Source organism: Pseudoxanthomonas sp. PXM03 (genome assembly GCF_014852005.1).
GTDB lineage: Bacteria > Pseudomonadota > Gammaproteobacteria > Xanthomonadales > Xanthomonadaceae > Pseudoxanthomonas_A.
In genome coordinates this window covers 759,157-773,842 of record NZ_JACVAU010000002.1, presented here as the reverse complement: position 1 = coordinate 773,842, position 14,686 = coordinate 759,157, and the positions used below count along the sequence as shown (strand labels likewise).

Genomic DNA, 14,686 nt, shown 5'->3' with positions numbered 1-14,686 from the left:
GAAAGGCATCACGACGTTCGTTCCACCCAGCAACACATAACTAAATAAACGAGGACAAGGACATGGCACATTTCGAACTGGTTGAAAAGATGGCCCCGAATGCGGTGATCAAGGTCGTGGGTGTGGGCGGCGGCGGTGGCAACGCCGTGGCGCACATGGTCAACGGCAGCGTCGATGGCGTGGAGTTCATCACCGCCAACACCGACTCGCAGGCGATCAAGAACTGCGGCGCCAAGCTGCAGCTGCAGCTCGGCAGCAACGTCACCAAGGGCCTGGGTGCGGGTGCGAATCCGGAAGTCGGCCGCCAGGCCGCGCTGGAAGACCGCGAGCGCATCATCGACGCCCTTGATGGCGCCGACATGGTGTTCATCACCGCCGGCATGGGCGGTGGCACCGGTACCGGCGCTGCACCGGTGGTGGCACAGCTGGCCAAGGAGATGGGCATCCTGACCGTGGCCGTGGTCACCAAGCCGTTCCCGTTCGAAGGCCGTCGCCGCATGCAGGTCGCGCTGAAGGGCATCGAGGAACTGAGCCACCACTGCGATTCGCTGATCACGATTCCCAACGAGAAGCTCATCACCGTGCTGGGCCGCAACGCGACGATGATCCAGGCCTTCCGCGCCGCCAACGACGTGCTGCTCGGCGCCGTGCAGGGTATCGCCGATCTGATCGTCCGCCCGGGCCTGATCAACGTCGACTTCGCCGACGTGCGGACCGTGATGAGCGAGATGGGCCTGGCCATGATGGGCACCGGCTCTGCACGCGGCGATGATCGCGCGCAGGCCGCCGCCGAAGCCGCCATCCAGAACCCGCTGCTGGACGACGTCAACCTCAACGGCGCCAACGGCATCCTGGTCAACATCACCGCCGGTCCGGACTTCACCATGGCCGAGTTCGACGAAGTGGGCCGCACCATCGAAGGCTTCGCCTCGGAAGACGCCACCGTGGTGGTCGGCACCGTGCTGGATCCGGACATGCAGGACGAAGTGCGCGTGACCGTGGTGGCCACCGGCCTGAACCGCAATGCCGCCCGCCAGCCGGTCGGCCGTGGCAGCGACCTGCGCGAGCCGATGCGTGCGCCGATCAAGCTGGTCCGCGACGCCACCACCGGGATGGCGATCGACGACGGCTTCGCCGTGGACCCGATCAGCGCCGCCACCAGCGGCATGGGCCTGCGTCGTGGGTCGGCTGCGCCGGCATCGTCCGCGCCGGTATCGGCCCCGATCGCGGCCGACCTGCCGCCGGACTACCTGGACATCCCGGCGTTCCTGCGCCGCCAGGCGGACTGATCACGTAGAAGTGGAACCCTCCCCCGTAAACAGGGGAGGGCGCAGATGATGTGCCGTTTCATCGCCATGTCCCTTCGCTGCCGGACCTTCGCCGGTCCGGCAGCCCTTTCTCGACGGCCGTAGCATTCCGTTGTTGCAGGGGTGGGACAGACCGGTTCTTCCGTTAAGATTCAGTGGTCTGCGTGATATTCTCGCTGCCCGCTCAGGTTCCCCCCACCTGCGATTCCTTCGAATGGCCCAGCAACGCACCCTCAAGAACGTGATCCGCGCGACGGGCGTGGGGCTGCACAGCGGCGAAAAGGTCTACATGACTCTGCGCCCGGCTCCCGTGAATACCGGCATCGTGTTCCGGCGCGTCGACCTGGAGCCGGTGGTGGAGATTCCCGCCAGCGCGGAGCTCGTCACCGAGACCACGCTGTGCACCGGGCTGACCTGCGAGGGCGCCAAGGTGCAGACCGTCGAACACCTGATGTCGGCGATGGCCGGCCTGGGCGTGGACAACGCCTACGTGGAACTGTCGTCGGCCGAACTGCCGATCATGGACGGCTCCGCAGGCCCGTTCGTGTTCCTGATCCAGTCCGCCGGCATTGCCGAGCAGGATGCCCCCAAGCGTTTCATCCGCATCACCCGTCCCATCGAAGTGACCGAGGGCGACAAGGTGGCGCGCTTCGAGCCGTACGACGGCTTCAAGCTGGGTTTCACGGTGAAGTTCGATCACCCGATGATCCCCGCCTCGCAGTCGCGGGCCGAAGTGGATTTCTCCACCGGCGCCTACATCAAGGAAGTCGCGCGTGCACGCACGTTCGGTTTCATGCGCGACCTGGAGTACATGCGCGAGCGCAATCTCGGCCTCGGCGGCTCGATGGACAACGCCATCGTGCTGGACGAGTTCCGCGTATTGAACGAGGACGGACTGCGCTACACGGACGAATTCGTCCGCCACAAGATCCTGGACGCCATCGGCGACCTGTACCTCGCCGGGCGCCCCATCCTGGGAGCCTACGAGGGCTTCAAATCTGGCCATGCCTTGAACAACAAGCTGGTCCGCGCCCTGCTGGCCGAGACCTCGGCCTGGGAAGAAGTGACCTTCGAGGACCGCACCGCGCCGTCCCCGGTCACCTATGCGACGCCCGTCCTGGCCATCTGAGACGCCCGTCCGCTGCGGACGGTGACCTTGCTGTCGACCGGTTTCCCACCGTCATCACGCAGTGGTGTGCGAATGGTTACGCCTTGGTCAAAGTGTGAACTGTGTCAGGAAATCTGGCCGAAAATAACACTTTCCTAACCTTTGGCTAACGCCCCGACCGACGGTGGCCGGTACCATGCCCCGTCCCTCGTGATGGCCGGGTCAAGTTTTCCGCCTCCCACGATGACCACCCCCCGGGGTGGGCGTACCGGCGGAGTCCGGGGCGGACAGGAGGTCGAGGGCCGCTTGCAGCCCTTTGCGGGACGCCTCCGACACAGGTACGACCGGATCTTGCGCAGGCTTCACGGGATGGAGCGGCGCGAGGCTCGTCTTGGCGGTGACTTCGGTGACTGCCAGTCCGATGGATTGGGCCACGTTGATCAGTTCGGGTGCGGCCAGGCGAAGCCTGGCGTGCCACACCGGGGAATCGACGATAAAAACGAGCCGTTTGCCCGCCACGTTCGCCAACCGGCAATGGGGCGCCAGGGCAGGCGGCAGGCAGGGGCGAAGCTGCTGTTCCAAGGCGTCGAGCCACATGGCACGACGCACCGGGTCGGTGGCGGCATCCGTCAAGGCAGCCTGCAGGGCAGGTTGCGCGGTGCCGGTACGGCGCGGCTTGGACTTCGAATCAGACATCGGTATCTATGAGCTTTAAAACCATCGTCAACAATACGCGTACCTGGTGGGCCCATGCATCGGCCCATGGTGCCTATCGAATCCGCCTCGCGTTCCACGCCCGGCCGCTCGCCAGCGCTGCGGTGCTTGTCGCCGCCGGCCTGCTGGTGGGCATGGGGGGGCGCAGCGCCCTCGGCATGGCGCAGGTCTCGATGCTGCAGGCCAAGGCCGAGCAGCGCGATACCGAGCTCGAGCAGGTCCGCCGTGGTGCCCAGCAGGAAATCAACGCCATGGCCGCGCGCCTTGGCGAGTTGCAGGCGCAGGCCAATCGCCTGAATGCGCTCGGTGAACGCCTTACCCGCGTGGGCCAGCTGCAGGACGGCGAGTTCGACTTCAACGAGCCGGTGGGCGTGGGCGGCAACGACGTGTCCTACGACATGAAGCCCGCCGACCTGACCTCCGGCGTGGACAAGCTGGAGAAGCAGTTCGCCGCGTCTGGCCGTCAGCTGTCCGTGCTGGAAGCGCTGCTGTTCAACCGCGAACTCGACAGGAATGCGACCCCGGGCCGCATGCCGATCGCGAACAGCTACATCACGTCCGGTTTTGGTGGTCGCGCCGATCCGTTCGGTGGCGGTGGCCAGTACCACAAGGGCATCGACTTCAAGGCCAGCGTGGGGGATCCCGTGCTGGCGGTGGCCGACGGCGTGGTCAGCTTCGCCGGCGTGAAGGGCAGCTACGGCAACGTCGTCGATGTCGACCACGGCAACGGTTACGTCACCCGCTATGCACACAACTCGCGCCTGACCGTACGTGCCGGCGACCTCGTGCGCGTGGGGCAGGAAGTGGCCAAGGCCGGTTCCACCGGTCGTTCGACGGGCGCGCACGTGCACTTCGAAGTGTGGGAGAACGAGCGTGTGGTCAATCCGCGCAAGTTCCTGGGCGAAGGCCCCACGCCGGTGGGGCAGGTCAAGCGCGGCTGATAGCGCGCGGAACCAAACGGGAAGGTCGCGGTCCTACCGCCGGCCTTGATTCCCCGGGCGGCGCCCCAAGCTACAATACGGTGTTGCCAGACAGGGCGCCTAGCGCCCTGTTTCGTTTTGGGCCCGCAACCGCCGCGCGGCCCCGGCGTCCTTTTCCCATCCGGTTCCCTACATGATCAACAACCTGCTTACCCGTGTCTTCGGCAGTCGCAACGAACGCCTGCTCAAGCAGCTGCATCGCACCGTCGACAAGATCAACGCGCTGGAAGCGGAGCTGCAGCAGCTCACCGACGAGCAGCTGAAGGCCAAGACGCCGGAGTTCCAGCAGCGCATCGCGGGAGGGGAAGCACTCGACAAGATCCTGCCCGAAGCCTTCGCGGTCTGCCGCGAAGCCAGCCGTCGCGTGCTGGGCATGCGCCACTACGACGTGCAGCTGATCGGCGGCATGGTGCTGCACCTGGGCAAGATCGCCGAAATGCGTACCGGTGAAGGCAAGACGCTGGTCGCCACGCTGCCCACCTATCTCAACGCGCTCGAAGGCAAGGGCGTGCACGTCGTCACCGTGAACGACTACCTGGCCCGCCGCGACTCCGCCTGGATGGGTCGCCTGTACAACTGGTTGGGCCTGAGCGTGGGCGTGGTGTACCCGGGCATGCCACACGGCGACAAGAGCGCCGCTTACGCCGCCGACATCACCTACGGCACCAACAACGAATTCGGCTTCGACTACCTGCGCGACAACATGGCGATGTCGCGTGCCGACCGCTTCCAGCGCGGCCTGCACTACGCCATCGTCGACGAAGTCGACTCCATCCTGATCGACGAGGCGCGTACCCCGCTGATCATTTCGGGCCCGGCCGACGAGTCGCCCGAGCTGTACATCCGCGTCAACCGCATCGTGCCCCAGCTGATCAAGCAGGAGAACGAGGAAGCCGAGGGCGACTACTGGGTCGACGAGAAGGGCAAGCAGGTGCACCTGTCCGAGGCGGGCATGGAGCACGCCGAGGAACTGCTGCTGCAGGCCGGCATCATCAGCGAGGAAGAACCGCTGTACGGCGCCAACAACCTGTCGGTCGTGCACCACCTCAATGCCGCGCTGCGCGCGCACGCCATCTACCAGCGCGACGTGGACTACATCGTGCGCGATGGCGAAGTGGTCATCGTCGACGAGTTCACCGGCCGCACGCTGACGGGCCGCCGCTGGTCCGACGGTCTGCACCAGGCGGTCGAAGCGAAGGAAGGCGTGCCGGTCCAGCGCGAGAACCAGACGCTGGCCAGCGTGACGTTCCAGAACCTGTTCCGCATGTACAACAAGCTGTCCGGCATGACCGGTACGGCGGATACGGAAGCCTTCGAATTCCAGAGCATCTACGGGCTGGAAGTCATCGTCATCCCGACCAACCGCCCGACCGTGCGCAAGGATTCGCCCGACCAGGTGTTCCTCAACCGCCAGGGCAAGTTCAAGGCGGTGCTGGCCGACATCCAGGAGTGCTACCAGCGTGGCCAGCCGGTGCTGGTCGGCACCACCTCGATCGAGACGTCGGAAATGCTGTCCGACTTCCTCACCAAGGCCGGCGTGCCGCACGAAGTGCTCAATGCCAAGCAGCACGAGCGCGAAGCGCACATCGTGGCGCAGGCCGGTCGCCCGGGCGCGATCACCATCGCCACCAACATGGCCGGTCGCGGTACCGACATCGTGCTGGGCGGCTCGCTGGAAGCCGAATACGAAGCTCTGCCGGAAGACGCCAGCGACGCTGACCGCGCCGCGGTGAAGGCCGAATGGCAGAAGCGCCACGACGAAGTGAAGGCCGCGGGCGGCCTGCACATCGTCGGCACCGAGCGCCACGAATCGCGCCGCATCGACAACCAGCTGCGTGGCCGTTCCGGCCGCCAGGGCGATCCGGGTTCGTCCCGCTTCTACCTGTCGCTGGAAGACAACCTGATGCGCATCTTCGCCTCGGACTGGGTCCAGAAGGCGATGAAGCTGATCGGCATGAAGGAAGACGACGTCATCGAGGACAAGCTGGTCAGCCGGCAGATCGAGAAGGCGCAGCGCAAGGTGGAAGCGCACAACTTCGACATCCGCAAGAACCTGCTCGACTTCGACGACGTCAACAACGACCAGCGCAAGGTGATCTACGCACAGCGCGACGAACTGCTCGATGCCGATTCGGTGAAGGACAACATCGACGGCATCCGCGGCGACGTGGTCGCCGAGACGGTCGCCCGCTTCGTGCCGCTGAATTCGGTGGACGAGCAGTGGGACCTGCAAGGCCTGGAGCGCGAGCTCGGCGAGGAAATGGGCGTGGAGTTGCCCGTGAGCCGCTGGCGCGAGGATGCCGAGGAACTCGACGCCGAGACCATCGAGCGTCGCGTGCAGGAGGCGATGGACAAGCACTTCGCCGACAAGGAAGCGGTGATCGGCGACGAGACCATGCGTGCGCTGGAAAAGCACATCATGCTGACCGTGCTCGACAAGAACTGGAAGGAGCACCTGGCGCGCATGGACTACCTACGCCAGGGCATCCACCTGCGCGGCTATGCGCAGAAGCAGCCGAAGCAGGAGTACAAGAAGGAAGCGTTCGAGCTGTTCTCCAGCATGCTGGAGCGGGTGAAGAGCGAAGTGGTGACCCTGCTGTCGCGCGTCCGCATCCGCAGCGAGGAGGAAGTCGCTGCGCTGGAAGCGCAGGAGCGCGCCATGGCCGAGGCGCAGGCCCGGCAGATGCAGTTCCAGCACCAGGATGCCGGCGGCTACAGCGCCGACGAGGAAGCCGAACAGGCCCGGCAACTGGCTGCGGCGCAGGGCGGTTACGTGCAGTCGGGCCCGATGCCGGCGCACCGCGATGCGCCCAAGGTCGGCCGCAACGATCCCTGTCCCTGCGGCAGCGGCAAGAAATACAAGCATTGCCACGGCCAGCTGGGCTGAGTCGCCGCAACACCACCCCGTCTGACGGAAAAGCCGCGCGCTGCGCGGCTTTTTCTTTGCGCGCGACCTCCGGTCCGGGCGAGACTATTTGCGTCTACCTGACCGTTCCCGGCAAGCTTCCTCCATGCTTACTCCGCTGCGCTCCATCCACGTCATGGCCGCCGTCATCACCGACGCGCGCGGCCGCATCCTGCTGACCCGCCGGACGGAAGGGCGCGACCTGGCGGGGCGCTGGGAGTTTCCTGGCGGCAAGCAGGAGCCCGGGGAACGTCCCGAGGATGCGCTGGTGCGCGAACTGCGCGAGGAACTTGGCATCGAGGCCCGCGTGGGCGACCACCTCATCAGCGTGCCACAGCAATACCCCGACAAGCGCCTGTGCCTGGAAGTGCGGCACCTGACCGGATGGGAGGGCACGCCGCGCGGACACGAAGGCCAGGCGCTGGCCTGGGTCGCACCGGACAAGCTGATGCGCTACGACATGCCGCCGGCCGATCGCCCGGTGGTGGCCGCGCTGCTCCAGCCGGATCGCTATCTGGTCACCCCGGAGCCGGACGACGTCCTGCGCTGGCTGGATGGCTTCGAGCAGGCGTTGGCACGCGGTACCCGTCGCGTGCAGATCCGCGCGCGCGGACTGGAGGGCGAGCCCTGGCGTGCGCTGGCCCGCCTGGCCGTCGCGCGCTGCCGCGAGGCGGGCGTCGAGACGCTGCTCAACGGCGACATCGACCTGGCGCGTGAACTGCAGGTCGGCGTCCACCTGCGCGCCGCGCAACTGGCGGCGCTGTCGACCCGGCCGCTGCCGGAAGGATTGCCGGTCGCGGCGTCCTGCCATGCTGCAGCGGACCTGCGGCAGGCGGAGGCGCTGGGATGCGATTTCGCGGTGGTGGGCAGCGTCTACCCGACCCTCAGCCACCCCGGCGGCGAGTCGCTGGGATGGCCAGGCTTCGCCCGCCTGCGCGAGGGTGTGTCCTTGCCGATCTACGCCATCGGCGGCATGGCGAACGACGACATCGCCGACGCGCGCCGGCATGGCGCGCAAGGCATCGCCGCGATCCGCGGACTGTGGCCGGCCACGGACCGGGAAACGCCGTCGATGGCGTAGAGCCGAGCTTGCTCGGCTGCGAGAGGCGTCTCCGACAGCTCCGGCATGAGCCAGCGAAGCAAGCTCCGCTCTACGAAGAGACGGTGGCGGCAAGCGCCAGGTAGCGGCGATGCAACTCGTCGGCGGCGTGTTGCAGGTGGCTGATGTCGCCATCGTTGACGACGATGTCGTCGGCCAGCGCCAGGCGCTCGGTCCGCGAAGCCTGGGCGGCCATCATCTTCTCCGCCAGCGCCGCGTCGATGCCGTCACGCTGCATCAACCGTGCCTTCTGCACGGCGACCGGGGTATCCACCACCATGATGCGGTGCAGCCAGGGATAGGCACGGCGGCCCCCGCCTTCGGTGAGCAGGGGGACCGTCGCGATCGCATAGGGGCTGTCGGCAGTCCGACACAGGGCGAGCAGCCGCGCGCGGATGGCCGGATGCAGGATCGCTTCCAGCGCACGCCGTTCCTCATCGTTCCCGAACACGCGCACGCGCAGCGCCGCCCTGTCGAGTTGGCCATCCGCCATCAGCACATCGCGCCCGAAGCGCGCCACCACGGCGTCCAGCGCGGGCTCGCCGGGGCGGACCACCTCGCGTGCCAGCAGGTCGGCATCCGCCACCGTGATGCCATGTGCGGCAAACGCCTTCTCAAGCGCACTTTTCCCGGATGCGATGCCGCCGGTCAATCCGATGAAGTAGTCGCTCATGGGCGGATTATGCAGGGGCGCTGGCGGGCGGACGCTTTTCCTGCTCTCCGCCCCGTGGGATGAAGAGCATCGCGCCCACGAGGCGCCCCTACCTCAGGCCGGCGAAACGCAGGTAGGCGTCCACGATCTGCTGACCCCAGAAGAACACGATCCAGCCCGCGATGGCCAGATAGGGGCCGAACGGGATCGGCGTGGCGCGGTCGCGGCCCCGCATCGCCAACCAGGCCGAACCGACCACGGCACCCACCAGCGAGGAGATCAGGATGATGGGCAGCACGCCATTCAATCCCACCCAAGCGCCGAGGGCGGCGAGGAGCTTGAAATCGCCCCGGCCCATGCCTTCCTTGCCGGTTATCTGCTTGAACAGCCACCACACCAGCCACAGCGACACATAGCCGGCGATGGCGCCCAGCAGCGCGGGCTTGGCGGGCATGTAGAGGTTGTCGAGACTGCCGATCAGGCCCAGCCACATCAAGGGCAGCGTCAGCTGGTCGGGCAGCAGCCGCGTGCGCAGGTCGATGCCGCTCAGCGCCACCAGATAGCAGCTCAGCAGCGCCGCCCCGAATCCCTGCCAGCCGAAGCCGAACCGCCAGACCGAGGCCACCGCCAGCACCGCGGTCAGCAGCTCGACGAGCGGGTATTGCGGCGAAATCGGGGCCTTGCAGTGGCGGCACTTGCCACGCAGGACCAGCCAACTGAACAGCGGGATGTTCTCGTACCAAGACAGCGCCGTCTTGCAGTGCGGGCAGTGCGAGCGTTCCACCACGATGCCGGGAGGCGGCGGATCGTAGATCTCCGGCTCCTCCAGCACCTCGCGGGCGTCACGCTTCCAATCCCACTCCAGCCGCCGCGGCAGCCGCAGGATGACCACATTGAGGAAGCTGCCCACCAGCAGGCCGAGGCCTGCCACCACCGGATACCCCAGCTCGGGGTGCTGATCCAGAAACGCCATGGATCAGCCGACCACCGTCGCCGCAATCTTGAAGATCGGCAGGTACATGCCGATGACCAGGCCACCGACCAGCACGCCGATGATGACCATGATGAAGGGCTCGATCAGGCTGGACAGCGCATCCACCGCGTTGTTGACCTCCTGCTCGAAGTACTCGGCCACCTTGAACAGCATGGTGTCCAGTGCACCGGCTTCCTCACCGATGGCGGTCATCTGCACCACCATGTGTGGGAACAGCTGGGTCTGCTTCATCGCCATGTTCAGTGGATAGCCGACCGACACGTCGTCGCGCATCCGGTGCACGGCCTTTTCATACACCGTGTTGCCGGTGGCGCCGGCAACGGTGTCCAGGGCTTCGACCAGTGGTACGCCAGCCTTGAAGGTCACGGCGGTGGTGCGGGCGAAGCGGGCGACGGCCGAGTTGTGCATGATCTGGCCGATCACCGGCACCTTCAGCACCAGCTTGTCGACGGCGTGCTGAAAAGCAGGAGACCGCTTGAACAGGAAGAGCGTCCCGAAGATGGTGCCCGCCACCACGATCAGGATGGCCCACCACCAGCTGACCATGATGCGCGAGGCGCCCATGATCAACTGGGTGAATGCGGGAAGCTCGGTGCCGAAGCTGGCGAAGGTCCTCTCAAATTCCGGAATCACGAACATCAGGATCACCGAGGTGACCAGGATGGCGACCGCGATCACCGCCGCGGGGTAGAACAGCGCCTTCTTGATCTTGCCCTTGAGGGCTTCGATGTTTTCCTTGTAGTTGGCGACGGTCTCCAGCACCGTCTCCAGCACGCCCGCCGACTCGCCTGCCCGTACCAGGTTGCGGTACAGCTCGTCGAACTGCACCGGGTGCTTGCTGATCGCTTCGTGCAGCGAGGAACCGCCTTCGATGTCGAAGCGGATCTGCTCGACCATCTTCTTCATGCGGACGTTCTTCTGCCCGCTTTCGATGATCTCCAGCGAGGACACGATGGGGACGCCGGACTTCATCATCGTCGCCATCTGGCGGCTGAAGAAGGCGATGTCCTTCGGCGATACCGGCTTGCCGGCGGAGCCAAGCAGCGGCTTCCCCTTCACCTTGACCACGCTGGGCGTGATGCCCTGTTTGCGCAGCTCGGCGCGCAGGAAGTTGGCGTTCTTGGACTGCTGCTCGCCCTTCATCTTGACGCCGCGCTTGTCGGTGCCCTCCCAGACGAACAGGTTCAGCGGGTTCTCGCGGACGGGCGCGGAAGCGGCTTTCTTGGCGGCGGAACGGGTCACGGCCATCGGATTTCCCCTGTCCGGCTTTCCCCATCCGGACTTCATCACCCCATGTTAGCCGGTTATCCGCCCAAGGGAAGCGCCGCGCCTGTGACGGCGGCCGGGTTTCGGTGATATGGCCGGGCTAGGGCGGCTCCCGGGCGGGACCCCTTCTTGCGTCTGTAGGAGCGCCTTCAGGCGCGATGCTCTTGCCCGAAGCGCATTGCAGACAAGGCGGCCAGTCCGGCCCAGCTCATTTGCAGGAAGGCGCTTCGGCGAGACGCTTTCGCGTCTGGTCCGAACGAAGAGCATCGCGCCTGAAGGCGCTCCTGCAAACCCGAAGGAGCGGGGCATCAAGTGCGGAATTACAGGGCGGTGACCAGTGTCTCCCGCCTCAATCCTTGGTAACGCGGTTGATCTCGGCCAGGCTGGTGATGCCGTTGCGCACTTTCATCAGCGCCGACTGGCGCAAGTCGCGGATGCCGGCCTTCTGGGCCTTTTCCGCGATCTGCATGGCATTGCCGCCTTCCAGCACGATCTCCTGGATCGCGTCGTTCATGGGCATCACCTGGTAGATGCCGGTGCGGCCCTTGTAGCCACTGGTGCACTCGTCGCAGCCCACGGCCTCGTAGACGGTGAAGCCAGCGGCGATCTCGGCCTCGCTGAAGCCTTCCGCCAGCAGGGCCTGCGGGGGCAGCTGCACCGGGCGCTTGCACTTCGAGCACAGCCGGCGCGCGAGGCGCTGCGCGATAATCAGGGTCACCGAACTGGTGATGTTGTACGGCGCGATGCCCATGTTCATCAGGCGGGCGATGGTCTGCGGTGCGTCGTTCGTGTGTAGCGTGGACAGCACCATGTGACCGGTCTGCGCCGCCTTGATGGCGATCTCGGCGGTTTCCAGGTCGCGGATTTCGCCGACCATGATGATGTCCGGATCCTGGCGCAGGAAGCTGCGCAGCGCGGCGGCGAAGGTCATGCCGCGGCGGTTGTTCTGCTGCACCTGGTTGACGCCGGGCAGGCGGATTTCCACCGGGTCTTCGGCGGTGGAGATGTTGCGCGTCTCGTCGTTGAGGATGCCCAGCGCGGTGTACAGCGACACGGTCTTGCCCGAGCCGGTGGGGCCGGTCACCAGCACCATGCCGTAAGGCTTCTGGATGGCCTCCTCGAACAGCTTCTGCTGATCGGGCTCGTAGCCCAGCTTGTCGATGCCCAGCTTGGCGGCGCTGCCGTCCAGGATACGCAGCACCACCTTCTCGCCGAACAGTGTGGGCAGCGTGCTGACGCGGAAGTCCATCTGCTTGCTCTTGGACAGGTTCAGTTTGATGCGGCCGTCCTGCGGCACGCGCTTTTCGGCGATGTCCAGTTGCGCCATCACCTTGATGCGCGCGGCAATGCGGTCCTTCAGCTTGGTCGGCGCCTTGGCCACCTGTTTCAGGATGCCGTCCACGCGCAGCCGCACGCGGTAGTCGTTCTCGTAGGGCTCGAAGTGGATGTCCGAGGCGCCGCGTTTGATGGCATCCACCAGGACCTTGTTGACGAACTTCACGACCGGCGTGTCGTCCCCTTTCGAGTCGACGGCATTGTCGGTACCGCCGTCCTCATCGGAGGCGTCCACTTCCAGACTTTCCAGCCCATCGTCGTCGTCGCCGAAGTTGCTGGACAGGTTGTTGGCGGCGTTCTGCCACTGTTCAAGGGTACGACGCAGCTGGTCCTCGTCCACCAGCACGGGTTCGACGATCAGGTTGGTGTGGAACTTGATCTCGTCGAGCGCACCATGGCTGCGGGTGGGGTCGGCGACACCGACGAACAGCTTGTTGCCGCGCTTGAAGAGGGGAAGCACCTGGTGCTTCTGCACCAGTTCCTCACTGACCAGCTTCAGCGCGTTATGGCTCGGGTCGAACGCGGTCGCATCCAGCAGCGACATGCCGAATTCCATCGCATTCGCGGCTGCCAGCTGGGGCGCGGTGACCAGTCGCTTTTCTGCGATCCACTGCGGCAACGGGAGCTTGGCTTCGGTGGCGTTCGCCATGGCAGCGCGGGCAGCGGCTTCATCCAGCGCTCCGTCCTGCACCAGTCGGCGGGCGATGCCGGTGATGCCTACGAGATTGGGGGCGGCGACTGCGTTCATGGCGAATCTGGTCCTGTGACAACGGCGGGCACTTTAATTCAAGTCGTCCACGCATGGTTCTGCAGAGGGCGGTGATATCGGCATCCGGGTGCAGGTGTCTGCACGACCGGGATGGTTCATTCGAGCTGGCAGTCGCCCGTGGTCATGTTGCAGACCGCTTGGCGGTCGCCCGGCGCCAGCGGTGTTCCCGAGATGGCCACGCCCTCGGCGGTCGCATCGTCGGCGTTCTGGCAGGCGGCCCGGGGTGCGGCGTCGGGAGCGTCACCGTTGCGGATGACCGCCAGTGAGATGCCGGCATAGGCCTCCATTTCGGCCAGGCACGCATTCTCCGCGCTGCGGACGCGGTATCCGTTGTAGGCGGGAAGCGAAATGGCGGCCAGGATCGCGATGATCGCAACAACGACCATGAGTTCGATCAATGTGAAGCCTCGTGCATCGCGACGCATGCTGTCCACCTGTTGTAGGGTCCCCTGATTATTAACACACGCAAGGAGCGAGCCAACTCTAGACGAGCAGGGCACGTTGGCGGTGGGCGCGCGGGTGAATCTGTGACGGATGTCGGTGGAACGTTGTTGCGGCGGCCTTTCCGGCGGTACCGCACCGTCCACCAGCCAAGTCCTGGGGTGAGGCTGGTCCGTTACGCAACAGGGCGCTGCCCCGGTCCGATGGGTTCCCCGTGGCGGGGGCTTCCGGATACCCTATCGCAAAGGGGAAAAAAATGACCATATCCGTCATCCTGCCTGCCAAGAACGAGGCAGAGGGTTTGCGCCGCACGCTGCCGGCATTGCGTGAGCGCATGCCTCACGCGGAGATCATCGTGGTGGACGACGGATCGACCGACGCGACCGCCGAGGTGGCCGCATCGTTCGGTGCGAAGGTGTTGTCTTCCCCGTATTCCATGGGCAACGGCGCCGCCATCAAGCGCGGGGCTCGCGCTGCGGCGGGCGACGTCCTGGTTTTCATGGATGCCGATGGCCAGCACGACCCGGCTTGCATCGCGCCCCTGCTGGAGACGCTGGAGCAGGGCTATGACATGGTGGTGGGGGCTCGCGACTGGGCCGGGCAGGCGGGTGTCCATCGTGGGGCAGCGAATGCTTTCTACAACTGGCTGGCCAGCCGGATGACGGGCTTCGACGTCAAGGACCTGACATCGGGATTCCGGGCGGTGCGCGCCGAGCGGTTCCGGGAGTTCATCCACTTGCTGCCCAATGGGTTCAGCTACCCGACCACCAGCACCATGGCGTTCTTCCGCAGTGCCTACCCGGTGGCATACATGCCCATCCCGGTCGCCAAGCGGCTGGGCAAGAGCCACATCCGCCCGATCAGGGATGGCATCCGATTCCTGCTGATCATCTTCAAGATCGCGACGCTGTATTCGCCATTGAAGCTGTTCGCACCCACGGCGATTACGTTTTTCACGATCGGTCTTGGCTATTACGGGTACACCTTCACTACGCAAGGCCGCTTCACCAACATGAGTGCTTTGCTGTTCAGTGCCTCGGTAATCGTGTTCCTGATCGGATTGATCTCGGAACAGATCACATCCCTGACCTACAAGCGCGATGCGTAACGCGAGCT

11 protein-coding genes and 1 pseudogene are annotated in these 14,686 nt (G+C 65.6%); 6 read left to right on the top strand and 6 right to left on the bottom strand.

Features of this window, described 5'->3' with window-relative positions:
• Window positions 1-62: 62 nt before the first annotated feature.
• Window positions 63-1,289, top strand: coding sequence for a cell division protein FtsZ (ftsZ, locus tag IB223_RS12400; protein ID WP_192202029.1), 1,227 nt, complete (start codon window positions 63-65; stop codon window positions 1,287-1,289).
• Window positions 1,290-1,521: 232 nt separating this feature from the next.
• On the top strand, window positions 1,522-2,436 hold the full coding sequence (lpxC, locus tag IB223_RS12395) for a UDP-3-O-acyl-N-acetylglucosamine deacetylase (protein WP_192202028.1): 915 nt from the start codon (window positions 1,522-1,524) through the stop codon (window positions 2,434-2,436).
• Between the two features lie 201 nt (window positions 2,437-2,637).
• Here the strand turns inward: lpxC and IB223_RS12390 are convergent, their stop codons facing one another.
• Entirely contained in the window at window positions 2,638-3,111 is a 474-nt protein-coding gene (locus IB223_RS12390; protein ID WP_192202027.1) for a DUF721 domain-containing protein, read from the bottom strand.
• Window positions 3,112-3,119: 8 nt separating this feature from the next.
• Between IB223_RS12390 and IB223_RS12385 the strand changes: the two genes are divergently transcribed.
• From IB223_RS12385 to IB223_RS12375, 3 genes are all read left to right on the top strand, one after another.
• Window positions 3,120-4,070: a M23 family metallopeptidase gene (locus IB223_RS12385; protein WP_192202026.1), complete on the top strand. Its 951-nt coding sequence runs from the start codon at window positions 3,120-3,122 to the stop codon at window positions 4,068-4,070.
• Window positions 4,071-4,242: 172 nt separating this feature from the next.
• Window positions 4,243-6,996 carry a preprotein translocase subunit SecA gene (gene secA, locus IB223_RS12380; RefSeq protein ID WP_192202025.1) on the top strand — a complete coding sequence of 918 codons (2,754 nt, stop codon included), beginning with the start codon at window positions 4,243-4,245 and terminating at the stop codon, window positions 6,994-6,996.
• A 124-nt stretch (window positions 6,997-7,120) separates the two neighbouring features.
• The gene (locus IB223_RS12375; protein WP_192202024.1) at window positions 7,121-8,095 is read left to right on the top strand and encodes a Nudix family hydrolase; all 975 of its coding nucleotides are present in this window, start codon (window positions 7,121-7,123) and stop codon (window positions 8,093-8,095) included.
• A 70-nt stretch (window positions 8,096-8,165) separates the two neighbouring features.
• Here the strand turns inward: IB223_RS12375 and coaE are convergent, their stop codons facing one another.
• From coaE to IB223_RS18865, 5 genes and pseudogenes are all read right to left on the bottom strand, one after another.
• Window positions 8,166-8,786 (bottom strand): dephospho-CoA kinase, encoded by a 621-nt coding sequence (gene coaE, locus IB223_RS12370; RefSeq protein WP_192202023.1) that lies wholly within the window; start codon window positions 8,784-8,786, stop codon window positions 8,166-8,168.
• Window positions 8,787-8,874: 88 nt separating this feature from the next.
• Window positions 8,875-9,738, bottom strand: coding sequence for an A24 family peptidase (locus IB223_RS12365; RefSeq protein WP_192202022.1), 864 nt, complete (start codon window positions 9,736-9,738; stop codon window positions 8,875-8,877).
• Window positions 9,739-9,741: 3 nt separating this feature from the next.
• Window positions 9,742-11,007 (bottom strand): type II secretion system F family protein, encoded by a 1,266-nt coding sequence (locus IB223_RS12360; RefSeq protein ID WP_192202021.1) that lies wholly within the window; start codon window positions 11,005-11,007, stop codon window positions 9,742-9,744.
• A 367-nt stretch (window positions 11,008-11,374) separates the two neighbouring features.
• The gene (pilB, locus tag IB223_RS12355; RefSeq protein WP_192202020.1) at window positions 11,375-13,108 is read right to left on the bottom strand and encodes a type IV-A pilus assembly ATPase PilB; all 1,734 of its coding nucleotides are present in this window, start codon (window positions 13,106-13,108) and stop codon (window positions 11,375-11,377) included.
• Window positions 13,109-13,413: 305 nt separating this feature from the next.
• Window positions 13,414-13,554 (bottom strand): annotated as a pseudogene (locus tag IB223_RS18865) (prepilin-type N-terminal cleavage/methylation domain-containing protein); the annotation flags it as partial.
• 272 nt (window positions 13,555-13,826) lie between these two features.
• Between IB223_RS18865 and IB223_RS12345 the strand changes: the two are divergent.
• Window positions 13,827-14,678, top strand: coding sequence for a glycosyltransferase family 2 protein (locus IB223_RS12345; RefSeq protein WP_192202417.1), 852 nt, complete (start codon window positions 13,827-13,829; stop codon window positions 14,676-14,678).
• The last annotated feature ends 8 nt before the right edge of the window (window positions 14,679-14,686 follow it).